The 24,340-nt window shown below is 62.4% G+C and carries 22 protein-coding genes and 2 tRNA genes; 18 read left to right on the top strand and 6 right to left on the bottom strand.

Features of this window, described 5'->3' with window-relative positions; translation table 11 throughout:
- Positions 1–7: 7 nt before the first annotated feature.
- From YUO_RS0104090 to YUO_RS0104080, 3 genes are all read left to right on the top strand, one after another.
- Complete coding sequence (locus YUO_RS0104090; protein WP_028346143.1) at positions 8–739, top strand: tRNA-uridine aminocarboxypropyltransferase; 732 nt, start codon at positions 8–10, stop codon at positions 737–739.
- Between the two features lie 195 nt (positions 740–934).
- Positions 935–1,411, top strand: a complete 477-nt coding sequence (locus tag YUO_RS0104085; protein WP_198027961.1) for a hypothetical protein — start codon at positions 935–937, stop codon at positions 1,409–1,411.
- 326 nt (positions 1,412–1,737) lie between these two features.
- Entirely contained in the window at positions 1,738–2,418 is a 681-nt protein-coding gene (locus tag YUO_RS0104080) for a hypothetical protein (protein WP_028346141.1), read from the top strand.
- A 7-nt stretch (positions 2,419–2,425) separates the two neighbouring features.
- Here YUO_RS0104080 and YUO_RS46990 read toward each other — a convergent pair whose 3' ends face one another.
- Positions 2,426–2,602: a hypothetical protein gene (locus tag YUO_RS46990; RefSeq protein ID WP_198027960.1), complete on the bottom strand. Its 177-nt coding sequence runs from the start codon at positions 2,600–2,602 to the stop codon at positions 2,426–2,428.
- A gap of 480 nt (positions 2,603–3,082) precedes the next feature.
- Here YUO_RS46990 and YUO_RS0104070 point away from each other — a divergent pair, with 480 nt between their 5' ends.
- Both YUO_RS0104070 and YUO_RS0104065 read left to right on the top strand, forming a co-directional pair.
- Positions 3,083–3,397, top strand: a complete 315-nt coding sequence (locus YUO_RS0104070) for a hypothetical protein (protein WP_028346140.1) — start codon at positions 3,083–3,085, stop codon at positions 3,395–3,397.
- A gap of 133 nt (positions 3,398–3,530) precedes the next feature.
- A tRNA-Cys gene (locus YUO_RS0104065) sits at positions 3,531–3,604 on the top strand.
- Positions 3,605–3,653: 49 nt separating this feature from the next.
- Here YUO_RS0104065 and YUO_RS0104060 read toward each other — a convergent pair.
- Complete coding sequence (locus YUO_RS0104060; protein ID WP_028346139.1) at positions 3,654–3,833, bottom strand: hypothetical protein; 180 nt, start codon at positions 3,831–3,833, stop codon at positions 3,654–3,656.
- Between the two features lie 252 nt (positions 3,834–4,085).
- On the opposite strand from YUO_RS0104060, the gene YUO_RS0104055 reads away from it, so the two are divergent.
- Complete coding sequence (locus YUO_RS0104055) at positions 4,086–4,343, top strand: hypothetical protein (RefSeq protein ID WP_028346138.1); 258 nt, start codon at positions 4,086–4,088, stop codon at positions 4,341–4,343.
- A gap of 35 nt (positions 4,344–4,378) precedes the next feature.
- Here the strand turns inward: YUO_RS0104055 and YUO_RS0104050 are convergent, their stop codons facing one another.
- Positions 4,379–5,032, bottom strand: a complete 654-nt coding sequence (locus tag YUO_RS0104050) for a TetR/AcrR family transcriptional regulator (protein WP_028346137.1) — start codon at positions 5,030–5,032, stop codon at positions 4,379–4,381.
- Positions 5,033–5,134: 102 nt separating this feature from the next.
- Here YUO_RS0104050 and YUO_RS0104045 point away from each other — a divergent pair, with 102 nt between their 5' ends.
- Together YUO_RS0104045 and YUO_RS0104040 are read left to right on the top strand one after the other, a co-directional pair.
- Positions 5,135–5,956 (top strand): NmrA family NAD(P)-binding protein, encoded by an 822-nt coding sequence (locus tag YUO_RS0104045; protein WP_028346136.1) that lies wholly within the window; start codon positions 5,135–5,137, stop codon positions 5,954–5,956.
- 2 nt (positions 5,957–5,958) lie between these two features.
- Positions 5,959–6,444: an anthrone oxygenase family protein gene (locus YUO_RS0104040; protein ID WP_028346135.1), complete on the top strand. Its 486-nt coding sequence runs from the start codon at positions 5,959–5,961 to the stop codon at positions 6,442–6,444.
- A 229-nt stretch (positions 6,445–6,673) separates the two neighbouring features.
- On the opposite strand, the gene YUO_RS0104035 is transcribed toward YUO_RS0104040, so the two are convergent.
- Positions 6,674–6,748: transfer RNA gene (locus YUO_RS0104035), tRNA-Asn, on the bottom strand.
- A gap of 272 nt (positions 6,749–7,020) precedes the next feature.
- On the opposite strand from YUO_RS0104035, the gene YUO_RS0104030 reads away from it, so the two are divergent.
- The 5 genes from YUO_RS0104030 to YUO_RS0104010 all read left to right on the top strand — a co-directional run bounded on the left by YUO_RS0104030 (position 7,021) and on the right by YUO_RS0104010 (position 13,790).
- A complete protein-coding gene (locus tag YUO_RS0104030; RefSeq protein WP_028346134.1) occupies positions 7,021–7,200 on the top strand; it encodes a hypothetical protein in 180 nt (59 codons plus the stop codon).
- 138 nt (positions 7,201–7,338) lie between these two features.
- Complete coding sequence (locus YUO_RS0104025; RefSeq protein ID WP_028346133.1) at positions 7,339–8,004, top strand: protein-L-isoaspartate O-methyltransferase family protein; 666 nt, start codon at positions 7,339–7,341, stop codon at positions 8,002–8,004.
- A 249-nt stretch (positions 8,005–8,253) separates the two neighbouring features.
- Entirely contained in the window at positions 8,254–9,660 is a 1,407-nt protein-coding gene (locus YUO_RS0104020; RefSeq protein WP_028346132.1) for a TolC family outer membrane protein, read from the top strand.
- A 316-nt stretch (positions 9,661–9,976) separates the two neighbouring features.
- Complete coding sequence (locus YUO_RS0104015; RefSeq protein ID WP_028346131.1) at positions 9,977–10,675, top strand: PopZ family protein; 699 nt, start codon at positions 9,977–9,979, stop codon at positions 10,673–10,675.
- 247 nt (positions 10,676–10,922) lie between these two features.
- Entirely contained in the window at positions 10,923–13,790 is a 2,868-nt protein-coding gene (locus tag YUO_RS0104010) for a valine--tRNA ligase (RefSeq protein WP_028346130.1), read from the top strand.
- A gap of 31 nt (positions 13,791–13,821) precedes the next feature.
- Here the strand turns inward: YUO_RS0104010 and YUO_RS48455 are convergent, their stop codons facing one another.
- Positions 13,822–16,128 carry a glycoside hydrolase family 113 gene (locus tag YUO_RS48455; protein WP_028346129.1) on the bottom strand — a complete coding sequence of 769 codons (2,307 nt, stop codon included), beginning with the start codon at positions 16,126–16,128 and terminating at the stop codon, positions 13,822–13,824.
- A 610-nt stretch (positions 16,129–16,738) separates the two neighbouring features.
- Between YUO_RS48455 and YUO_RS0104000 the strand changes: the two genes are divergently transcribed.
- The 4 genes from YUO_RS0104000 to YUO_RS0103985 all read left to right on the top strand — a co-directional run bounded on the left by YUO_RS0104000 (position 16,739) and on the right by YUO_RS0103985 (position 21,603).
- Entirely contained in the window at positions 16,739–17,695 is a 957-nt protein-coding gene (locus tag YUO_RS0104000) for an AraC family transcriptional regulator (RefSeq protein WP_235782616.1), read from the top strand.
- Positions 17,696–17,885: 190 nt separating this feature from the next.
- On the top strand, positions 17,886–18,512 hold the full coding sequence (locus tag YUO_RS39700) for a (2Fe-2S)-binding protein (RefSeq protein ID WP_083754503.1): 627 nt from the start codon (positions 17,886–17,888) through the stop codon (positions 18,510–18,512).
- A gap of 2 nt (positions 18,513–18,514) precedes the next feature.
- Complete coding sequence (locus YUO_RS0103990) at positions 18,515–19,492, top strand: FAD binding domain-containing protein (protein ID WP_028346127.1); 978 nt, start codon at positions 18,515–18,517, stop codon at positions 19,490–19,492.
- Positions 19,489–21,603: a xanthine dehydrogenase family protein molybdopterin-binding subunit gene (locus tag YUO_RS0103985; RefSeq protein WP_028346126.1), complete on the top strand. Its 2,115-nt coding sequence runs from the start codon at positions 19,489–19,491 to the stop codon at positions 21,601–21,603. The genes YUO_RS0103990 and YUO_RS0103985 overlap by 4 nt, the downstream gene beginning before the upstream one ends.
- A 1,013-nt stretch (positions 21,604–22,616) precedes the next feature.
- Here the strand turns inward: YUO_RS0103985 and YUO_RS0103980 are convergent.
- Entirely contained in the window at positions 22,617–23,222 is a 606-nt protein-coding gene (locus YUO_RS0103980) for a DNA-3-methyladenine glycosylase (RefSeq protein ID WP_028346125.1), read from the bottom strand.
- 154 nt (positions 23,223–23,376) lie between these two features.
- On the opposite strand from YUO_RS0103980, the gene lipA reads away from it, so the two are divergent.
- The gene (gene lipA / locus YUO_RS0103975; protein WP_028346124.1) at positions 23,377–24,336 is read left to right on the top strand and encodes a lipoyl synthase; all 960 of its coding nucleotides are present in this window, start codon (positions 23,377–23,379) and stop codon (positions 24,334–24,336) included.
- Positions 24,337–24,340: the final 4 nt, after the last annotated feature.

Below are 24,340 nucleotides of genomic sequence, written 5' to 3'. Positions count from 1 at the left end.
CGGGCGGATGTCAGACCAATCCAATTCCGAGGCCGGAACCGCGGTGGAGGCCGTTCCGGACTGTCCGCATTGCGGCAAGCCGCCGCCGCTCTGCATCTGCGGCAGCGTCACGCCGATCGAGAGCAAGATCTCGCTCCTGATCCTGCAGCATCCGCAGGAGCAGGACAGGGCGCTCGGAACCGCGCGGCTGACGGCGATGCACTTCAAGGACGCGGTCGTCAAAATCGGCCTGTCCTGGCCGAGCCTCTCCAAGGCGCTGGGACGGAAGGTCGACGATCCCTCCCGCTGGGCGGTGCTCTATCTCGGCTCGGCCAAGGTCAACGATCTCGACACCGATGCCGAGATCGTGGCGATCAACCGCAAGGGCGAGGTCGAGCCGCACCAGCGCGCCATCCTGTCCGACATCGAAGGCATCGTGCTGCTGGACGGCACATGGAGCCAGGCCAAGGCGCTGTGGTGGCGCAACGCGTGGATGCTGAAGTGCCAGCGGGTCATTCTGGGCCCGAAGCGTCCGTCGCGTTACGGCAAACTCCGCAAGGAACCGCGCCGCGATGGCCTATCCACCATCGAGGCCGCCGGCCTGCTGCTCGCCGGGCTTGAGAAGCGGCCCGAGATCGCGCAGGCACTCAACGCCAGCTTCGATCGCATGCTTGCACGGTATCGCGAGGTTCAGGCGGAAATGCCGGAACTTGCACCGAAGCCGAAGAAGCGGGATTACCGCCGTCGTAAGCGCGGCTAACCCAAGCAAGAGCTGCGTCGAAGAGATTGCTGCATCTCAAGTTGTGCAGCGTTGCCCGTAAACCGTCATGACCATGATACCAACGCGGCGGTTCCAATGTTTGCAAGAATACATAGCGGCTTGTGGACAAGGATGACATTCCCATTGACGATGATAAATTCTTCGCTCTCCGCGTAACCATTTGGAGCAAAGTCGATGTCTTTGACCACAGAAATTCTCACTCGATCTCCATTGCTTGACGCTGATGAAATCGAAGGGGAAATCGGTACTCTCATCTACAATGCCCGGCGGGCGCCCGCTATCCGAGAAATACCCCACAGCGATGGCCACCCGTTGCCGAAAGGCCCGATGCCCGACTATGTCGAGCACAAGGAAGGGGTCAATCAGGTCGGCAAACTCTCGGCCGAAGCTGTGGTCCGCGAATATGATGCGGCAGTGAAGGAGATTGAAGCGCTCGGTGCGGAACTAACCGACGCCGCCAAACGATGTGAAGCGATGGTGGCCGGCGTTCACGCCATGGTTTCCGAGATCAAGGAATTGGCTGCTAACTATCGCGAGGAAGGCAAGCGCTACTTCCTGCAGATCGAGGATTGTTCCCTGATGACGTCCGAAGTCCGCACCGTCTGCGAGACGCTCAAAAAGAAAATTGCAGGTAGTAGTCTCGTCGCCTGATGTTCCGGCTGTGGCCGGTTCTACTGGTGGCCGCGCCGTTCATCGTCGTGGCCATCAGCATGCTGTTGTAATCGCGTAACCGGGCATTCACGCCAAACAGAGGCGCGTGAGCCCGGCCGCAATAGGCCGCGATTCGGAATAGCGGCCAGCCAACGAAGATGTCTGGATGGCGCGGCGACGGCGGTACGCCGTCCGCGTCCGTACACTCTATTTGTTTGACGTTGCCCCGACCGCGCCAGATGGCAGGTTGGATGTTGCGGACACACATTGCTCCATTCCGGCGCTCGCACTATGACTGACTCGTCGGATGCAAGCGGAGCAACGCGATGGAACTGGTGGCGCATAGGCGCCTGTCCAAACAGGCTTTGATCGATCTCGTTTTCTTCTGCGGCGTTCCGATCGTGCTGGCATTGCTTTCGGTCGTTCTCGGATCGCATGCGGCAACCATGGGAGGCGCCGGCGCGACGCTCTATGTTCTCTCGCTCGCCGTTGTGCCCTGGTGTCTGACCGGCCTCGCCACCCAATTGGTGAGTAAAAGAGCCAAGGGAAAACTGCCGCTTTGGCTGATCGCAGCCATCGGTGCCGTCGTCTCCGGCCCCTTCGTGTCGCTGTACGTCTATTTCGTCAATTCGATCGCTTCAGACATCTGGCCTGCGCTGGACGCTTTGCGGCCGGCGACGTTCAGCGCAGAACATCTCAAATCGGCCGCCTTGTCCGAGGGGCGGGCTATCGTTCTCTGGATCGCCTTTGTCGTCATTTTCCATGAGACGCTGGGCTGGGAACGGTTTGCGGCACCGGCCAAGGAAACCGGCTGCGAAGACCGCTTTCAGCTGAGCGGCGCCGAATGGACGGCGGAAGACGATGCGCTGCTGCGCTCGCTGATCGGCAGCGGCAAGCCCCCGAGGGCGATCGCGCTGGAAATGAAGCGAACGGTAGGGGGGATCCGCGCAAGGACCGCCAAGCTGGGTCTGCGGAACAATCGTCTCGGCGATAGGTCCGCCGACTGAGGCGGACCTAATCTTCAGTCCGCCATCCTCCGAGGAGGAACACCTTGCGCGGCCTGCGGTTCGGCCCCGCTTCCGATTGAACATCGCTGAGATCAACGACCCTTCGCTTCATTAGCATCTTCGTGACGATACCGAGCACGACGAAGGGTCCGATGTAGATGGCTAATGTAGTGAGTGCACTCATGAGCCGCTCCCACCTAAGACGTATGACAGATTAAGACGTTCCCCAAATCAATTTTAGGACACAGGAGCTTGGATTCGGAGAGCACCCGACCGACGGATCGCGTAAGATCGGATCGGCACGTCGGCTTCAGGACTGTCACGGATTGGAGTTTCAGAAGTTCGCGACAGGCGAGACGAGGGTGGTTGCCTAAGTGCCTGACACTCTATATTAAACGCCGCTCATGGGGCCACGTGGCGGAGTGGTTACGCAACGGTCTGCAAATGCGAGCTGGTGTACTCGGCCAACGGCGTCCAAATTCTGCCAGGATAGGCACTTGCGTGACTTAGCGCTTGCGACACATGCGCTCACGCAGTCACATCGCTTGCGTAACCGATCGCCTTGACGATGACTGTTGCAACGGTTGATCAGACCGTTGCGTATCCATGCTCAAAGAGAGCGCCAACTGAGGCGACCCACCGCCGCTAAAGGTCAATGGGGCCAATGACCCACTTCATGGGTGTAGTGATTGCCTGCCTGGAAGCAGCCGACTTCGATCCAGTCGACATCAGAGAACTGGCCAATCGGCTTCAGGAAATCGCAATCGAGCGCCCAGATCTCGTCGAACGCTACGGCAAGGCCCTTGCGGCGCGTGATGCCGGGGAATTGGAGCGTCTGTGGTTCCAGTGCCTACTAGTTCTAAAATCCTGGGACAACCTGCGGATTAACGCGATGACTGGTCGGCTTCACATCGGGCACGGAAGCCGATCATTCCCGCTGTTTCCGCGCGTTTTCCAAATTTGGCCGCGAGCCGAGTGAGAACGCTATCGAATTCAACAAACGCACGAACGGATACGGAACGAGAACGGGCGCGTGTGACAAAACCACCTTCACTTGCGCAACGGTTGCGCTTGCGACAAGCGACGGAAATGTCTAAGGCATTCGCCGATGGGGCCACGTGGCGGAGTGGTTACGCAACGGTCTGCAAAACCGTGTACACCAGTTCAATTCTGGTCGTGGCCTCCATTCATATAATCAATGACTTAGTGTAGAGGCCGCAGGAGGCCAGCCGCTATCAGCAGGCGGCGTACCAGCCTTCAGGGAACGGAACCAGCGGCCAAGAGGCTCCATTGTCGTTGGCGGCGCGCGGCGACGGATAAAAGCCCTGGTTCTGGACCACGAAATCATCCTCCGGGGCTGGCGCAACGGCCGTCTGCACGGCTTCCAGCAGCAAATCGTATTCAACTTCGCTCATCGCGCTCTCCTGGTTCCGGAGGCGGATGGTCTCAAATGGATTTTGTTTCCAGATTGAGCAGATTGCTCGAACTTTAACGATTCGGCGATCGCGGCAAAGCTGGTTACTAAAGTGTTGAGGTCCCGCGCGAACACTACGTCCGCACACGCGCGGCGCGTGTGAGAAAAATCACTTTTTGCAGAAATCAGTTCGCGTATTCGGCGGACGACGCCTGCCTTGTCAAGGCGGGCATGGTCCAGGGAGATGCGGCTCATGAAGGCAAGGTTTGCGCGAGGTGCGGCTATTCTCTGCCGTTCCCGTCGGGCGTCGACGCTCGGTTTCCTGCTTACGCTGATGGCCACTGGTTCGGCCAATGCCCAGCAAGGGACGCCTGAACAGCGCAGGGCCTGCACGCCCGACGTCTACCGGCTCTGTGCCGGCGAGATCCCGAACGCGCGTGCGATCACCGCATGTCTGCGCCGGCAGAAGCCGAGCCTGAGCCCGGCTTGCGCTGCGGTGTTCGAGCGGTAAGGGCAGAGCGGTACGGCATTCCCGCGCCGACGTTCTCACATCTCCAGCGCCGCCAGATTCTTCGGCAGCATTCGCTTGAACAAAGTGAGGATGCGGACGGCCTCCTTTGTGTCCTGAGTGATGGCATGGCGGACGGTCGCCGCGATCAGCGTCATCATCAGTCGGGAAAACGAGGCCAGTGCAGTTGCTGATACATCGGGTGCGATCCGCCGCAGGGTGTCGCCGAGCAGCCCGGCGAGATAGACGCCGTCCTCCTCGTCAAGCTTTTGCAGCGCCCGGTCGGCCTGCGTCGCTTGCCAGATGTCGCGCATGACCGGCACTTCCATGAACATCCGATAGTAGCTGTCGGTAATGCGGCACAGGGCCGGGTGCAGATCGCGGGTAGTCCTGACCACGGCGAGATCGCGCCGCACGCAGTCGCGGCCGATCGCGTTGTAGCGTTCCGCGAGTGTGCCGATGATCGCGGTCTTGTCCGGAAAGTATTGATAGAGCGAGCCGAACGGCACGCCGCTGCGTTCGACAACGTCGCTCATGCGGAAGGCTTCGCTGCCTTTCTCGGCCATCAGCTCTGCGGCGCATTGCAGGATTTTCTCGAAGCGCTCGCGGCTGCGCTGCTGGGTCGGGACCAGCCGCGCCAACACGGGCGCAGCCGTTGCGGCCACCTTCTGTCCGGCTTTTTGCCTCGCCATCGGTCCTCTCACATAAAAGCGACTTGACGTTACCAATACGAGAGTTTATCGGGTTTAGCAAATACGAGATGTTCTCGCATTGTATTCTGAAAGGAGTAATCCATGTCAGAACTCCCGATCCTGATCGTCGGCGGCGCGGGCAAGACCGGCGCGCGGGTCGATGCGCTGCTGAAGGCGAGCGGCACCCCGACGCGGCCGGTGTCGCGTTCGACACCTGTCCCTTTCGACTGGACCCGGCCCGAGACGTGGCCGGCCGCGTTTGCCGGCGTATCGATGGCCTATGTCACCTACCAGCCGGACCTGGCGGTCGAAGGTGCCGCTGATGCGATCGCGGAAGTGGGCCGGCTGGCGCGCGAAAATGGGCTCGAGCGCGTCGTATTGCTGTCGGGGCGCGGCGAGCCGGGCGCGCAGCGGGCGGAGGCGGCGCTGCAGCAATCCGGCGTTCCCTGGACCATCGTGCGCGCAAGCTGGTTCAATCAGAACTTTTCCGAGGGGCATCTGCTTGAAGGCGTGCTCGCCGGCGAAGTCGCGCTGCCGGCGGGCGACGTGCCCGAACCGTTCGTCGACGCCGACGATATCGCCGAAGTCGCGGTCGCGGCGCTGACGGATCGGCGCCATGCCGGCAAGGTCTACGAGGTGACGGGACCGCGCGCGCTGACGTTCGCGGAAGCGGTCGCCGAGATCGCCGGTGCCGTCGGCCGCCCGGTCCGATACCGGCAGATCGTGGCGGAAGATTTTGCGGCCGGCATGCGGCCCCATATGCCGGACGACGTCATCGAACTGATGTTGGAGCTGTTCACCGTCGTGCTCGATGGGCGCAATTCGGCTGTCGCACACGGCGTCGAGCAGGCGCTCGGGCGGCCGGCGCGGGACTTTTCCGAGTATGCCCGCCGAAACGCCGCGACCGGTGTCTGGAGGGCATGATCATGCTGCAGATGTTGATCACCAGTCTGCTGTGGTTTTGCGCCATCGGCTGCGGTCTGCTCGCCGGGCTTTATTTCGCGTTTTCGACCTTCATCATGACGGCGCTCGGCCGGATCGGGCAAGCCTCCGGCATCGCGGCGATGAATGCGATCAACGTCACGATCGTGCAGTCGCTGTTCATGCCGATCTTCCTGGGAACGACGGCGGCGAGTGCGGCGCTGGCGGTGACCGCGCTGTTGCGCTGGAGCGAGCCCGGCGCGGTGGCGATGCTGGCCGGCGGCGTGCTCTATGTGCTCGGCATGTTCGTGGTGACGATGGTCTTTAACGTGCCCCTGAACAACGCGCTTGCCGCGGCGGATCCGGCAAGCCAAGAGGCCGCCTCGCTGTGGGCGCGCTATTTGACGGACTGGACGTGGTGGAACCACGTGCGGACGGTCGCATCGACAGCGGCTTGCGCGCTGTTCATTGCCGCGATTGCGGCGAAGTAGGGCGACGGAGATACCGGCAAACAAAAGCCGCCCGGATCGATCAGGGGCGGCTTCTGCGTTGTTTTCGGTGAGTGACGTCAGGCCGCGGGAAGCGAAATTAAATATGGGAACGGTAGGTTGCGCGATAGTCCATATTCGCGCCCGGAAGGAGGTGTTCCCCGGCGATATCCGGACCCGATATCCAGACCCTGATGGCGGTCCCGGCGGAAAATATAGAAGAGCCATAGGGTGGCTCCCCGGGCTGGATTCGAACCAGCGACCATTCGATTAACAGTCGAATGCTCTACCGCTGAGCTACCGAGGAATAGGCGAAACAAAGGTTCGCGAGCGGGCAGCGTATAACAAAGCCTTTCGGGCTTGCAAAGGACCAAATCACAGGCTCCGCATTTGCTTGACGCCGGGCCGGAAAGTCCCCGCACTACAACAGTTTGTCACCGCTTTCGTCCTCCGGGCAGACGGCGGACGGAACCGGGCGCCGGGTAATTGCGTCATCTATGGCGGCCCTGGATCGGGCCGCCAATTCGACTCAATCGGCCCGGAGCCTCTGTGGTGCCGGGTTTCACGGGAGCTGATTCGATGCCAGCCAAAGTGACCGACCTGACACGTGCGGCACCTCCGATCGTTCCGAGCGACATTCCCGCCATGAGCGACGACGAATGTCTGGTTCGGCTCGCGCAAGCCGTTGAAGAACATGATGACGGGCATCTGGATGAGGTGGCGCGGCTGATCGCCCGATTAGCCGTCCCGATAGAATAGGCGACAGCAGCGGCTTTTCCAGGCGGCGGTGGCTCGCAACAGCCGCCCGCATGTTGCGTTTTGCCGGAGCTTGTACCAAAGATGGCCCGGTTTCAGCTCCCGCGGCGGCAACGCCGCATGCTTTCAGGGTCTTCGCCTATGTCCGGTTTTGCGACCGCGCGCCAGAAAATGGTCGATGGTCAGGTGCGTCCGAGCGACGTGACCGATATCCGAATTCTCGATGCTATGCTGGCGGCGCCGCGCGAGGCCTTCGTTCCCGAAAACAAGCAGGCGCTGGCCTATCTGGATCTCGATCTCGACGTCAGCGAAGGGGGCTCGGCCAAGCGCTTCCTGATCAAGCCGGCAGTGCTGGCCAAGATGCTGCAGGCAGCCGAGATCAGGGCGACTGATCGCGTCCTCGTGGTCGGCTGCGCTACTGGCTACGCCGCAGCCGTCATCGCTCGATTCGCGACCCAAGTGACCGCGACGGAGAGCGATTCGGGGCTGGCGGCGAGGGCACAGGCGATTCTGGCCGCCAATGGCTGTGGAAACGTGACGGTTCGGACCGCGGCGCCGGCCGATGGAGACCCGGCCAACGCGCCGTGGGATGTCATCGTGCTGAACGGCGCAACCGAGATCGTGCCGGAGCGGCTCTACGGGCAATTGCAGAATGGTGGCCGATTGGTGGGCGTTTTTGCGAAGTCGCAGCCCGCGCGGGCCACCATGGTGACCTGTTCGCACGGCGATTTCGGTCACCGGACGCTGTTCGATGCCGTCGCCCCGGTACTGCCCGGCATGGAACTTGTTCCGGCCTTCGTTTTCTAGCCTTTCAGCCCTTTCCACGCCCAATAATAGCCCGCCGCGGCCAGCTAAATCCCCTTCGAAATCAGAAGTGTGGCCCGATTGCCCCACGTGAAGAGTTTCGATGGGGTTTTGCTTGCGGGGGTGTTCCGTCCAGCCTAGGTGCGGAATAAGGTGAGCCGGGACTCACTTCAAGTGAAGCGACGTTCGGTTAATGATCGTGTGTGATCATGGTCATGGGCCGGGCGTTCAAAAATGATTGGATTGCTTGGGATGCGTGGGGTGAAGGCATTTGCCGGGGCCGCGGCTTCGGCCCTTCTATTAGTGTGCATGGGCCCGACGCCCGTCTTAGCCGACACAATCGAGGCTGCGCTGGTGCGCGCCTATCAGAACAATCCGCAGCTCAACGCGCAGCGCGCGCAGGTGCGCGTCACCGACGAAAACGTGCCGCAGGCGCTGTCGGGCTATCGTCCCAGGGTTTCGGTCACCGCGAGCGCGGGCTACCAATATACGGATACGCTCAGCACTCAGGGCGGTGACGAAACCAGGCTCGTGAGAACCCCTATTGTCGGCGCAAATCCGCCGCGCAGCATCGGCGGGACCGTCACGCAGACGCTATTCAACGGCCAGCAGACCGCGAACAGGACCAGAGCGGCGGAAAGCCAGGTTTCCGGCGCGCGCGAAGCGCTGCGGGCACTCGAATCGTCCGTCTTGCTCAGCGCCGCCACGATCTACATGGACTATCTGCGCGATTCGGCGATCGTCGAAGTGCAGAAGAGCAACGTTCGCGTGCTCGAGCAGACGCTGAAACAGACGCGCGACCGCTTCAATGTCGGCGAAGTCACCCGCACCGACGTTGCGCAGTCGGAAGCGCAGCTCGCCGCCGGCAGGACGCAGCTCCTGACCGCCGAAGCCAATCTGACGACGACGCGCTCGAACTTCCGCCGCATCATCGGCAACGAGCCGCAAGCGCTTGCGCCGGGCTCGCCGGTCGATCGCTTTTTGCCATCGACGCTGCCGGCCGCCGTTGAGCTCGGCCTGACGCAGAACCCGAACGTCACCGCGGCGATGTTCGGCATCGACGTCAGCTACCTCCAGGTCAAGGTGGCCGAAGGCGCGCTGTTGCCGACGGTCACGCTTCAGGCGGCAGTGCAGCAGTCCTGGGAGCAGAGCCTGATCCAGTACCGCTCGTTCGGCGCATCCGTGACCACGCAGCTCAGCGTTCCGATCTATCAGGGCGGCGCTGAATATTCGCTGATCCGCCAGTCCAAGGAAACGGCGGCGCAACAACGTCTCGTGCTCGATCAGACCCGGGATCAGACCCGCGCCAACATTGTCACGGCATGGGGGCAGCTCGTCGCCGGCAAGGCGCAGGTTGCTTCCGCCCAAGCGCAGGTGCAGGCGTCGGAAATCGCGCTGAACGGCGTGCGCGAGGAAGCCAAGGCCGGACAGCGCACCACGCTCGACGTGCTGAACGCCCAGCAGGCGCTGGTGAATGCGCGCGTCGCGCTCGTCACCGCGCAGCATGATCGCGTGGTTGCGTCATACTCCGTGCTGAACCAGATCGGACGGCTGCAGCCGCAGGTGCTGAACCTGCCCACGACGGTTTATGACCCGAGCGTGCACTATCATCAGGTGCGCGATAGCTGGGCTGGCGTTCGTACACCCGACGGCCGCTGATACCTGCGCATATTCCCGCGCAGGCGGGACGAATATCGTCGCCCGGCGCTTAAAGCGCCGGGCGCTTTGCTTGCAATCATTTGTGGCCATGACGTACCGTTTCCGGGGCGAGCTGAGCGATTCGCGCCGCGTCTTTGCATCTCACGGACGCGCGTCGGGTTGTGTTTTGAGGGGAGCAGACCTCCCGCGCGATGCCGCGGGCGGGCTTGATCTGGGGACAAGTCAGGCTTGTGCGGTGAAAATCCCGGCCTGCATTTCCGGAACCGGCAATTCCCTCTTGGCTTTGGTGTAAAATGGTTTCGATGTGGAGTCGGAGATGACGCAACCTGCAAAGGTCCAAGAGCCCTCGATGGAGGAGATTCTGGCGTCGATCCGTCGCATCATTGCCGACGACGAGGCAAAGCCCGCCGCTGCCAAGCCGGAGGCCGCCGCGGCGCCGCCACCGAAACCGGTGATGAAGGACATCCCGCCGTCGGCCATTGCCCCCAAGCCGGCTGCTCCGAAGCCCGCGCCGGCCCCGCCACCGCCTGCACCCGCGCTTGAACCGGTCGCCAGCAACAGCCAGGACGACATCGACGCGATGCTGGCGAGCCTCGATGCGGCAACGCCCGAGGCGGAAATCAGGCCTGCGCAGCCGGAAGCCGACGTGTTCGAACTCACCGACGAGATGGCGCTGCCGGATCCGCCGCCGCCACCGAAAGCCTCCTTCAACAAGATCGAGCCGGAGGACGACATCGAGTTCAGCGAGTCCCACAGGGGGCGGCAGCCAGCCCACGAGCCGCCGCCGTTCGAGCCACCGCAGCAGCCGATCTTGTCGCGCTCGACCGTCTCCGCGGTCGAATCCGCCTTCAATTCGCTGGCCAATACCGTGCTGAGCAACAACGCGCGGACGCTGGAAGATCTGGTCAAGGAAATGCTGCGGCCGATGCTGAAGTCCTGGCTCGATGACAATCTGCCGGGATTGGTGGAGCGGATCGTCAAGGCCGAAATCGAGCGGGTTTCGCGCGGGCGCTAGTTCCGCGCGGTTCGGCGGACGCCAATCGGATCCTCATTCGGACAGTCAAACCGGCGTTTTCGCGGCTTCCCGCTGCCCGGGACTTAAGTTGTCAGGTTGACTCGAGGCGCTGTGGCGGCTTTCTAGGGGCCGGCCCGGCGCGATCACATCAGAACCGGGCGCTACCGCGCTGTTTTGATGCGTATTCTCTAAGCGGACCGGCGACGGATTGCTCGAGAACGCCCCCGACATCCTCAATTGCTGTGCCATGATCGAAAAAAATTACCAGCCCGCCGATATCGAAAGCCGTATGTCACGGATCTGGGAGGAAAGCGGCGCCTTCAAGGCCGGCCGCCCGGAACGGAAAGATGCCGCGCCGTTCACCATCGTGATCCCGCCGCCCAACGTGACGGGCTCGCTGCATATGGGCCACGCGCTGAACAATACGTTGCAGGACATTCTCTGCCGCTTCGAGCGCATGCGCGGCCGCGACGTGCTGTGGCAGCCGGGCACCGACCATGCCGGCATCGCGACCCAGATGGTGGTCGAGCGGCAGTTGATGGAACGGCAGGAGCCCGGCCGCCGCGACCTCGGCCGCGCCAAATTCCTCGAGCGTGTCTGGCAGTGGAAGGCGGAGAGCGGCGGCGTCATCGTCAATCAGCTGAAGCGCCTCGGCGCCTCCTGCGACTGGTCGCGCGAACGCTTTACGATGGACGAGGGGCTGTCGCGAGCGGTCGTGAAGGTGTTCGTCGAGCTGTACCGCGACGGCCTGATCTACAAAGACAAGCGGCTGGTGAACTGGGATCCGAAACTGCTCACCGCGATCTCCGACCTCGAAGTGCAGCAGGTCGAGGTCAAGGGCAGTCTCTGGTATCTGCGCTATCCGATCGAGGGCAAGACTTTTAGCCCCGACGATCCCTCGACTTTTGTCGTCGTGGCGACGACACGTCCCGAGACGATGCTCGGCGACACCGCCGTTGCGATTCATCCGGAGAACGAACGTATCGGGCACCTGATCGGCCAGCATGTGATCCTGCCGCTGGTCGGCCGCCGCATTCCCATCATCGGCGACGACTACGCCGATCCCGAAAAGGGTTCAGGCGCGGTCAAGATCACGCCGGCGCATGACTTCAACGACTTCGAGGTCGGCAAGCGTCACGGCCTGCCGCAGGTCAACGTGTTCGATCGCGAGGGCTGCATGGCCCTCGTCGACAACGAGGACTATCTGCGAAGCTTGCCGGAAGGCGCGCTGATGCTCGCGGAAGAGCTGCACAATGTCGATCGCTTTGCCGCGCGCAAGAAGATCGTGGCGCGGCTGGAAGATTTCGGCTTCATCGAGAAGATCGAGCCGAACACGCATATGGTGCCGCATGGCGACCGCTCCGGCGTGGTGATCGAGCCCTATCTGACCGACCAGTGGTATGTCGACGCCAAGACAATGGCGCAGCCGGCGATCGCGGCGGTGCGCTCGGGCGCGACCAGCTTCGTGCCGAAGAACTGGGAAAAGACCTATTTCGAATGGATGGAAAACATCCAACCTTGGTGCATCTCGCGCCAGCTTTGGTGGGGTCACCAAATCCCGGCGTGGTACGGGCCTGACGGCAAGGTGTTCGTCGCCGAGACCGAAGACGAAGCCGTCGGCAACGCACTCGGCTACTACGTCGAGCAGGAAGTCATCACGCCGGAGCAGGGCCGCGAGATGGCGCAGGATCCCGCCAAGCGCGAGGGATTCATTACGCGTGACGAGGACGTGCTCGACACCTGGTTTTCGTCAGGGCTGTGGCCGTTCTCGACGCTCGGCTGGCCCGGCGAAACGCCGGAAGTGAAGCGCTATTACCCGACCAACGTGCTCGTCACGGGATGGGACATCATCTTCTTCTGGGTCGCCCGGATGATGATGATGGGCCTGCACTTTATGAAGGACGCGCCGTTCTCGACGGTCTACATCCATCGCCTCGTTCGCGACGAGAAGGGCGCGAAGATGTCGAAGTCGAAAGGCAACGTCATCGACCCTCTCGGCGTAATCGACGATTTCGGCGCGGACGCGCTGCGCTTTGCGCTGGCGCGCGGGGCGGCCCTTAACCATGACATCAAGCTCTCGCCGCAACTGGTCGAAACCAATCGCAATTTCGCGACCAAGCTCTGGAACGCCTGCCGCTTTGCCGAAATGAACGGTTGCGAGAAGCCGGACGGCTTCGATCCTGTGAATGCCAGGGAGACGCTGAACCGCTGGATCGCGCATGAAACCTCGCGCGCCACGCGTGAGGTGACCGAGGCAATCGAGGGCTATCGCTTCAACGATGCGGCGAATGCAATCTATCGCTTCGTCTGGAACGTCTATTGCGACTGGTATCTCGAACTCGCAAAACCGGTGCTGATGGGCGAGGAGGGCGCGGCGAAAACCGAGACCCGCGCCATGATCGCCTGGGCGCGCGACGAGATCCTCAAATTGCTGCACCCGTTCATGCCCTTCATCACCGAGGAGCTCTGGTCGGTTACGGCCAAGCGTGACGGCCTGCTGGTGCTGGCCGAATGGCCGCGCAAGGTCAGTTCGGTAACTGCCGAGCAGATCGCCGCGATGGCGATGGCAGGGCCCGGCGGTCCAGTGATTGCGCCGGACATGGTCGCGCTCGATGCCGGCGATTTCAGCGATCCGGCCGCCGAGGCCGAAATCGGCTGGGTGGTCGATCTCGTCACCGCCATCCGTTCGGTACGTTCGGAAATGAACATCCCGCCGGCTACGTTGATCCCGTTGATGCTGTCGGGTGCGTCCGAGGAGACAAAGGAGCGCGCGCAGCGCTGGAACGACATCGTCAAGCGGCTGGCGCGGCTGGCCGAGATCACGTTTGCCGACCGCCCACCGGAAGGCGCTGTTCAGTTGCTCGTGCGGGGCGAGGTTGTCGCTCTGCCGCTCAAGGGCGTGATCGATCTGTCGGCCGAAAAGGCCCGGCTCGACAAGGAAATCGTCAAGGCCGACGCCGACATCAAGCGCGTCGACGCCAAGCTCGGCAACGAGAAATTCGTGGCCAATGCGCCCGAGGAGATCGTCGAAGAGGAAAAGGAAAAGCGCGAGGCGGCGGTCGCGCGCAAGGCAAAGCTGCTGGAAGCACTGGAACGGTTGAAGATGGCGTCCTGAAATCCGCCGCTGAATTATCCCCGTCGTTGCCTCACACGAACAGAAAATCGCTGGCGTGGAGCTGGCTTATTGTCTTGTTCTGAATCTCGATCGTGTTGTTGGCGTCGACCGTGATCACGACGCTGGTGCCAACCTCGGCCATGTGCGATTGGACCGCGCTGAAGTCGGCAAACACGGTTTTGCCGAACTGAATGATATCCTGCACACCATCGGTGTTCTGGAAATCGGCGACGGTGTCCTTGCCGAAGCCGGGGGCGAACACGAACGTGTCGTTGCCGGTGCCGCCGGCCAGATAATCGTTTCCGCCAGCGCCGATCAGCCGGTCGTTGCCGCTGCCGCCGTACAGGAACTCGTTGCCGGTACCGCCCTGCAAACTGTCGTTGCCATCGTCTCCGAACATTTGGGTTGCCGCCTGGCCGCCCTTGAACTGGTCGTCGCCGGCGTTGCCGTGCATCGTATCCAGTCCGCCGCCGCCGGAGAGATAATCATTGCCGTCACCGCCATTCAGGACATTGGCTACCCAGCCGCCATAGAGCTGGTCTTTGCCGCTACCGCCGTCGAGCAGGGCGCCGGTATCGCCGGTGCTGGCCTTGATGATGTCGTTGCCGTCGTCGCCATAGAGCTGATCGGTCGCCGTGGTGATGCCGGCGCCGCTGTTGATCGCGTCGTCATCCGCCCCGCCGTGGATCGCGTCCGCGCCGGGGCCGCCGTTGATGGTGTCATTGCCCGTGCCACCCTGGATCATGTCTGTCGCGGCGCCGCCGTTGATCACGTCCTTGCCTGGGCCTCCTTCCAGATCGTCATTATCAGTCGACGAACCGAAGAACAGGTCCTGGCGGCCGGTCATGTCATAGTGGATGGACTTGTTCTGGTAGAGGTTCCACGTCCCCGGCGAACTCGGATTGACGCCTTCCGACACGGCAAGGTGCTCGCCGTTGACGGTGATGTCCTTGATATAAAGGTTGCGGTCGCCATTGGCGTTGGCGATGTCGTTGATGAAGGCGAGATCGAGACTGGAGACGGTGGCCGGGTTGGCGAATGTGAATGTGAAGGTCTGGAAACCCGATGGGTCGGTCGCGCTGTGGAATTCGACGGTGCTGCCGATCTGCTGCCCGTTGATCAGGAGCTGCATTTTGGCGCCGACGCCATCGACGACGGAGCTGTAGCCCGTCACCGTGACTGATGTCTCCGTGAGTTTCGGAATGGTATCGGGGCCGCCGGTAATGGTGTCATCGCCGCCGCCTGCCTTGATCGTGTCGTTGCCGACCCCGCCCGACAGCACGTCATTGCCGCCGCCGACATCCATCAAATCGGCAGACGGAGAACCCGTTAGCGTTTGGCCGGGCGGCTGGTGCTGACCTCCGTACCATTCGGTAATCAACCCCTGTGCAGGCTTGCCTGAGGGTGAATAGCCGATCGGCGAATACTTGTTGTTCGTATCCCAGTTCCAGATCGACGCGCCCCTGAACCAGCTTCCGCCTTCCGATCCCCACACCTGAAAGAAGGCGTTGAAGGCATCGTATTGCTCCTGGACATCCTGCGTCGTGCTCTCGGCCCAGCCGCCCGGGCTGATATTGGTTCCGTCGACACTGCGGTAGCCGGTTTCGGTGAAGAACACCTGCTTGTCGTACTGCAAGGCAAGGGAATGGAAGAAATCGACCGGCGACATGTGGTTCATCACCTTCGCCCAGTAGTCGTCGGTGGACATGTTGTTCCACGCATTGACCATCTCCTCGACGGTCGGGTCCGTTTTCGTCGTCAGCGGCGGATATGCATTGATTCCGATGACATCAACCTTGTCCCAAAAGCTGACATTGATGGCTTCGTCGGTTGCGGCCGCATAGGTGATCTCGCCGTGGAACACGGCGCGTACGGAATCGATGAGGTCGACCCAATAACTTCGATATTGGGGTCCGGAGAGCTTGCCCAGCTCATTGCCGATCACAAGCATGCTGACGCCTGCTTGTTCGGCAAGTTCAGCCATATGAACCATTTGGCTCTTGTAGGAAGCAAAGAAAGCGGCGGGATCGCTCGGATTGAGCACGTATGCAAGCGAGCCATCGAGGGCCGAGACCATGGGCTTCAGCGTGACCGAAAGGCCGAGCGCCTGTGCATTTGCAATGGCCTGCAGAATATTGGCGTCGCTCTCGGTCTTGTTGGGATCGGCGACGACGTCATTCGACGTCCTGGTTTGCATAAAGAGCCGCGGAGCCAGCTCGATCGAATTTGCATTCGTGCCCGCGATCGCCTGCATGGCGGTCAGCGCGGAACTGGCGACGAATGCGCCATTGTAGTTGGAGAGGAATCCAAATCCTTGAACAGGAAACACGCCGGCCATCCACAGCTCCTTTTGTTTTGCAGTCTTCTGTTGCTGGTTGGTGGCGCCGCTATTTGCGCAAATTCACCACGTGTTCCGCATGTTCGACGCAGCCCAATTTGTGAGCACTTCACTCGCGCAAAGCGAAACAGCAGGACACACTTACGTGCTCAACGTGGGCGTGTCGTGACGGGAATAAGTCGATGTTGCGATTGTTGATGAAGCGATGCGCGTCGTTAAGGCGATGTCTACACCAATTCAATTCGAAACGGCCCGCTCAGGGAATTCGAGTCATCCAACCGACAGCGCCATGGCAGTCCCACTGCCTCAGTGCGCCGATCCGCACGCTTGCGATGATGTGGTTTTGCTCGAGCGCGCATACGGACTCTCGCCCGAGCGGACCGAGGTAATTGGCAAACCCGACGCGAGGCCCAGGTCTCGCCCGAACCGCGCTACCATCAACAATGCGCTGACCAATTTTTGGGCAGACAACGGACAGCACCCACGAGCGTCGCGGATGTTTTTCTAGAGTCGTTTTGCCAACCTTCGTATGCCCTGCGGGTCCGTTGGTATAATGGAGCCTCAACCTCAATCATTGCAAGTATTTTAGCAGCTCGAGGAGGGCGACAGTTTGGACCAGCGGCTGTTCCGTTCCCGAAGCAGGGCTGCGGCGAATCCACGCGTCCTGCGCCGATACGCAGCGGACCACCCAAGTCCTGATGCTGCCATTGAGATGGCCCGCATCCTGGACGAGCCGCCGGTACTGGTGCCTGAGGTTTTGCATGGTGATACGCGGCTGACGCGGAAGTGGGCGCATGGCGGGCTGCAAGAGGATTACATGCGCGGCGTGGCTGGATACGTTGCGGTCGGCTGCTACGAAGGACAGCACGAGATATCCTGGCGGATCGAGAACAAGCGCCTAACTTCCCGGACCAACCCGAAAGCCTTCACCCTCATTCCGAAAGGCGTTGATGGCCACTGGAACATTGCTGGCCCCGTGGTCGTTTCGCATGTCTATCTCACTCAGGAGCGCCTCCAGGCATGCGCCGACGAGATTGCGGGCGGAAGACGTATCGAGATTCTTCCGCGTGTGGCTTTCGCCGATCCCGCGGCGGCAGGGTTGCTTGAAATTCTCAGCCACGAGGCGGAGCGGGACAGTGCATCGTCCCGTCTGTTCGTGGAGCAGGCGATCGACCTCCTTTGCGCGCGGCTGATCCGCGAGCATTCATCACTTGGCAGCATGCCTGCTCAGGTCAGAAAGGGCGGGCTCGCTGACTGGCAGGTGCGGCGCGTCACGACGTTTATGCGAGAGAACCTCGAACAGCCTATCGGGCTCAATGAACTCGCCACGCTTGTCGGCTTGAGCCGCTTCCACTTCTGTACCGCTTTTCGGCAATCGACCGGCCAGACCCCGCATGCATGGTTGACAGCGCAACGCATGCGCCGCGCCCGCGAGCTTCTCGCCCATTCGGGCCTGAGTATCACAGAGGTCGCGCTTGCAGTCGGTTACGAGACGCCGTCAGCCTTCGCAGCGGCTTTTCGAGCGATCGTCGGAGTGACGCCATCGGCGTTCCGACGCGCTCTGTAGGAGGTGCCCGGCGGCAATTCATCGCAACACTGCGATAGTCGCCGCAATATCCGAACGGTACCCCCCATCAGGTTCATGCTTAGTTCGCGCTGTCATCTGAGGCGATGGCTTGGCTGCGGCGTTGTTCGGCTCGGCCAATCTCTTCTCCTTCAGCAGTCAGCGAACGATCATCAGCAAGCGAGCAGAGACCATGAAGAACGATGAGCGGTTAACCGACGGTTCTGTTGAGACCGAAGAACGGCGTGGCGGATTATCGCGCCGTTCGATCCTGCTTACGGTCGGGGGAGCGGCCACTCTCGCGGCCGTCTCGGAAGTTGCCGCGCAACCCATATCCGAACGGCCTCCCGCCGCATCCACGGGACGGGTCCGGCTGGTTGTCAACGGCAAGCAGCATGAGCTTGATCTGGACCCCCGCCGCTCACTGCTCGATGTGCTGCGCGAGACGCTCGATCTCACCGGCACGAAGAAGGGGTGCAATCAGGGCGCCTGCGGTGCTTGCACCGTCCTTCTCAACGGCAGGCGGATCGTCTCCTGCCTGACGCTGGCTGCGATGCATGATGGGGCTGAGATCAAGACGATCGAGGGCCTTGAAACGAATGGCGAGCTTCATCCGCTCCAGGCTGCGTTCGTCGAGCACGATGGTTTGCAGTGCGGCTTCTGCACCCCCGGACAGATCATGTCGGGAATAGGCTGCATCGCGGAAGGCCATGCAGGTTCGCCGGATGAAATCAGGTTCTGGATGAGCGGCAATATCTGCCGTTGCGGCGCCTATCCGGGAATCGTCGCTGCGGTCGCCGACGCTGCCAAGAGGGCCTGACCATGCTTCCATTCACGCTCGAGAAGGTTACCTCCGTCCAGGCCGCCATCGCCGCCGCATCGTCCGGACGACGTTTCATCGCCGGCGGCACAACGTTGATCGACCTCATGCGGGAGGAGGTGGAGCGGCCGGAACATCTCGTCGACATCAATACGCTCCCGCTCTCCGAAATCCGCATCGAGGGTTCCGATCTTGTGATCGGCGCGCTCGCCCGTATGGCCGATGTTGCCGCCCACGCGGGCGTGCAGCGCCTGCACCCGCTCGTCGCCGAAAGCCTGATCGAGGGCGCCTCGCCGCAATTGCGCAACATGGCTTCCATCGGCGGCAACCTGCTCCAGCGCGTGCGCTGCCCCTATTTCCGGATGCACGACGCGCCCTGCAACAAGCGCACCCCGAACTCCGGCTGTGCCGCCATCGATGGCCTCAATGCGGGCCACGCCATTCTCGGCACCAGCAATCATTGCGCGGCAACGCATCCTTCGGACGTTGCCGTCGCGCTGGTCGCCCTCGATGCCACGATGCAGGTGAGGGGGCCGCGGGGCGAGCGCAGCTTTCCAGTCGAGGAACTGTTTCGCTTGCCGGGCGACACGCCGCATCTCGAACACACGCTGCTGCCTGGCGAACTCATCCTCGCGGTGCGGGTCCCCGGCGGTCCGTTCAGCCGGCGGGCGCGCTATCTCAAGGTGCGCGACCGCGCTTCTTACGAGTTCGCGCTCGTATCCGCCGCCGCCGCACTTGATATCGAGGACGGCATGATCCGTCAGGCGCGGCTCGCTGTCGGCGGCGTGGGCACTCGGCCATGGCGCCTGCGCACGGTGGAGAAAGCGCTGATTGGCAGGGCACCGGATCGCAAAATCTTCGAAACGGCCGCCCGGCTGGCACTCGAAGGAGCGCGTCCGCTGTCGGGCAATCATGACAAGCTCGAACTCCTGCCCCGGACGATCGTCCGCGCTCTTGAAATGACGGGAGAAGCCGCATGACGACGAACGTGATTGGAAGCCCGCTGCCGCGCGTGGATGGTCGTGCCAAGGTCACGGGCGCGGCGCGCTATGCGGCCGATTTCAACCAGGGCGGCCAGGCCTATGCGGTGATCGTCGGTGCCACGGTGGGGCTCGGCCGCGTGACCGGTATCGAGACCGCGCCGGTTGAGAAGATGCCGGGCGTCGCTGCCGTCATTACGCATCGCAATGCGCCGCGCCTGCCATACGCGCCCCACAAGAGCTATATCGATCCGGCGACAGGCGAGCGGCTGCATGTGCTGCAGGACGACCAGGTGCGCTTCTACGGGCAACCGGTAGCGATCGTCGTTGCCGATACGCTCGACCAGGCGGAGCGCGCGGCTGCGGCGCTGCGCATCTCCTACGCGGCCGAGCGGCCGCTCGTTGATCCCGCCGACCCAAAAGCCCGGCCTGTCGTCCCGGAAGCCGGGAAGCAGCCGGACGCGAGGCTGCCGGCCGACACCGCGCGCGGCAATGCCGACAGCGCTCTCGCGGTCGCGCCGGCGAAGGTCGACGAGATCTATGAAATCGCGCGCGAGAACCACAATCCAATGGAGCCGCACGCCACCGTCGCAGCCTGGAATGCCAATCGGCTGACGCTCTGGAGCAAAAGCCAGTTCGTCGTCAACGAACAGGCCGAGATCGCGGCCGTGTTCGGCCTGCCGCCCGAGAACATACAGGTGATCTGTCCGTTTATCGGCGGCGCCTTCGGCACGTCGCTCAGGACGTGGCCGCATGTGACGCTTGCGGCCGTGGCGGCGCGACAAGTGGGACGTCCCGTCAAGCTCGTACTCACGCGCAAGCAGATGTTCTTCATGACGGGCCATCGGCCCCGCACCCTGCAGCGGATGGCTCTCGGGGCCACGGCGGACGGCAAGCTCACCAGCATTGTGCACGAAGGCACCGGCGAGACGAGCCGTTACGAAGAATTCATGGAGGCCCTGACTTCGGTCACGGGCTTCCTGTATTCCACGCCGAACGTGCGGACCCGCTACCGGCTGCTGCCACTCGATATCGGCACCCCGAACCATATGCGCGGCCCCGGCGAGGCAAGTGGTGTCTTTGCGCTCGAATGTGCCGTGGATGAACTGTCATACAAGCTCGGAATCGATCCGATCGATCTGCGGCGTCGCAACGAGCCGGCGATCGATGAGGGCGAGAACAAGCCGTTCTCCAGTCGGTCGCTGATGAAATGCCATGACCTCGCCGCCGAACGCTTCGGCTGGTCGCGGCGGCTACCCGAACCGCGTTCGATGCGCGATGGCCGGCTGCTGGTCGGCATGGGCGTGGCATCGGCGAGCTATCCGGCCTTCCATGCGCCGGCGAATGCGCGGGCGCGGCTGCTTGCGGACGGCACCGCCGAAATTGAAGTCGCGGCAAGCGACATGGGTCCCGGCACCTACACCTCCATGACGCAGGTTGCCGCCGAGACGCTGGGGCTGCCGATTGAACGGGTGCGTTTCAGCCTTGGCCGCTCTGACTATCCGCCGGCTCCGTCCCATGGCGGCTCATGGACGATGGCCTCGGTCGGCTCTGCGATCCGAGCCGCCTGCATGGCCGTGCAAGAGGAAGCCGCAAAGCGCCCGCGGGACGGCCGACCCATCGAGGCTACGGCTTCGGCGCAGCGCGATCCCGATGTCGCGGCCCGATTTTCGATGCACTCCTTTGGAGCCGTATTTGCGGAGGTGGCCGTCGATCCCGATGTCGGCACGATCCGGCTGCGCCGCGCCGTGGGCACCTATGGTATCGGCCGCGTCGTCAATCCGCGACTTGCGAGGAGCCAATGCATTGGCGGCATGATCGGCGGGATGGGCATGGCGCTGATGGAACGCACTGTCCTCGATCCGCGCGACGGCCGCCCGGTCAACGCCCATATGGCCGATTACCTGCTGCCCGTGAATCTCGACATTCCCCAGCTTGAAGCGCACTTCGTCGAGGAGATCGATCCACACGTTAATGCCCTCGGCGTCAAAGGCCTCGGCGAGATCGCGCTCGTCGGCATGGCCCCCGCCATCGCCAACGCCGTCTTTCACGCAACCGGCAAGCGCGTGCGCAGCTTACCGATCCGGATTGAAGATGTGCTGACGGTGTAGCTTCGGCCTGAGTGGCCGCATCCGCCTGGTGTCAGTGACGTCGAATTACGGGTGACAGTGCTGGACTGCACTGGACCGTAATTCGGCGTTTTGTCTGTGCCGCATATCGCTGCGCTAATGCGGGCCAATGGCTGATTTGCGGGAAGCACCTTTCGTTGAAGGTCCGGCAGATCGTCGATGGGGCAAATCACTTCTGATTTTCAGAAATCACGTCAAGCCCTGGAATCAAAAATATTCCGCTTCGCACCAGACCCAAATCACCGGTAAAACTCTGGCCATCCCGTCCCGAGAGAGGGGCGTTGGCCATCGTCACTGACGTTGGGGCGGGTTGCGGTGGACGCGGCAGCGTCGGGTGCGTGAACGTGATCGCAGGGCGGTTTTGCCGTGAGCGACCACAGCGCGCAGGACGTACGGCGCTTAAACGCCTCCGCCAGAATTTCAGCCGGCAAGCACTTGGCTGGTTGAAGTCTCTGGCAGAGGAAGCTGCGTACGGCAAAACCGTGTGGTCCTGGCGCCCGTGGCTGGCGTCAAGCTGGCGGAGGTTCTTCGAAATCCGACCGGGTTCGATGAACCGCTAATCTGTCAGTGATGGAGGCAAAAGGAATTCGTCTCCAGGGAGAGCACGGCATAAGCCGTCAACCCATCGCGCAGGGAATGCCGGGATGCTCCGGCTGTACCTGTATGCTCGTGTGCGCATTTCTTAAGTGCATTTGCACACGAGACCGCGGGTGCAGCAAAGCACCCGGCATTCCCTGCGCCCTCTCTTTTCTATGGCGCGAGACCAACAGTACAGCCTCGGGCGCATCGCGCCGCGAGAACGCGAACGCTCGGCCTCTGAAGTGGAAATCGTGCGACAAACACCGACGTCGTCCCGGACAAGCGAAGCGCGATCCGGGACCCATAACCACGAATGTCCATTGTCGTGGACGCTGGAGCCCCATTCCCGTTCACAACGAAGAACAGTGGTTATGGGTCCCTGCGTTCGCAGGGACGACGATGAGGAAGCAGTTTGGTCAAAACGGCTTGCTCAAAAATCTCGATCCCTTCATTCCGTAGCGCCATGGCAGATCGGCCGCTTTGGTGATGCCGATCCGCACGCCTGCGGCAATGTCGAGTCTGCCCACGCGGGCATGCAACACAAATGGCGGCACGTCGAGCGGCAGTTCGTTGTGCTTGATCGTAATCCCAAGCGCCTCGCACAGCTTGCCCGGGCCGGAGCACAGCGCGCGCGCCTCCTGCAGGCCGCGGCGGCGGCGCATGGCGGGGAGGCCATGGGTCGGCTCCAGCGCACGGATCAGCACGGCGCTGGCGGAGCCTTCCTCTTCGCAGACGAAGTTCACACACCAGTGGATGCCGTAGGAGCGGTAGACGTAAGCGAAACCGGCCGGGCCGAACATCACCCGGTTGCGCGGCGTCGGCCCGCGGAACGAATGCGCGGCCGGGTCCAGATGGTGATAGGCCTCGACCTCGACGATGGTGCCGCCGACGCCGTCGACCAGGAGCGTCGCGCCGATCAGGTCGGGCGCGACCTCATGCACGCTGCGGTCGAAAAACGAGCGTTTCAGCGGCTTGCCGAGCCGGAGGGCTGCGGCGCCGGCAGGCTTGGAGTTTTGAACCATTTTCAGGTGAGAATCGTTCGCGGAACAGGTGAAATTCGTCATTATCTTGCACGATCTGCTAGGTTTCGCGAGCTAGCTTGTGGTTTTCCGCAACATAGTTGCAGCGGTCGGCGACACGGATTAGCTAGGTATTCTCGTAACATCCGGACTTAACATGGTCGTTCTCGTCGATACCGTCTCCCTGAACCAGGTTCGCCCGCGTCACCCCGAAAAGGTGAACCGGCCGGATGCGCTGTCGCCGCCGAAGCCGGACTGGATCCGGGTGCGCGCGCCGAACACCCGCGGCTATGCCGACACGCGCAAGATCGTCAAGGAGAACGGCCTCGTCACGGTGTGCGAGGAGGCGGGCTGCCCGAATATCGGCGAGTGCTGGGACAAGAAGCACGCCACCTTCATGATCATGGGGGACACCTGCACCCGGGCCTGCGCGTTCTGCAACGTCAAGACCGGCATGCCCGGCGCGCTCGAGGCCAATGAGCCGGAACATGTCGCGGAGGCGACCTTCAAGCTTGGGCTGACACATGTCGTGGTGACCTCGGTCGATCGCGATGACCTCGCCGATGGCGGCGCCGAGCACTTCGCGCAGACGATTCGCGCCATTCGCGCGCGCTGCCCGACCACGACCATCGAAATCCTCACCCCCGACTTCCTGCGCAAGGAAGGCGCGCTGGAGGTGGTCGCGGCAGCCAAGCCTGATGTATTCAACCACAATCTGGAAACCGTGCCGGCGCGTTACCTCACGGTGCGCCCGGGCGCGCGCTACTTCCATTCGATCCGGCTCCTGCAGCGGGTCAAGGAAATCGATTCCACGATCTTCACCAAATCAGGCATCATGGTTGGCCTCGGCGAGGAGCGCCACGAGGTGCTGCAGGTGATGGACGATCTGCGCTCCGCGGACGTCGATTTCCTGACTATCGGGCAATATCTGCAGCCGACCCGCAAGCATCACGCCGTGATGCGCTACGTGACCCCTGACGAATTCGCAGGCTACGAGAAGGTCGCCTATACCAAGGGTTTTCTGATGGTGTCGGCCAGTCCGCTGACCCGCTCGTCGCATCATGCGGGTGAGGATTTTGCCAAGCTCCAAGCGGCTCGCGTCGCACGGGCCCGCTAGCCTT

This window comes from Bradyrhizobium murdochi (genome assembly GCF_000472965.1).
In the GTDB taxonomy this organism is placed as follows: Bacteria; Pseudomonadota; Alphaproteobacteria; order Rhizobiales; family Xanthobacteraceae; genus Bradyrhizobium; species Bradyrhizobium murdochi.
This window is presented reverse-complemented; position numbering and strand designations above follow the sequence as displayed.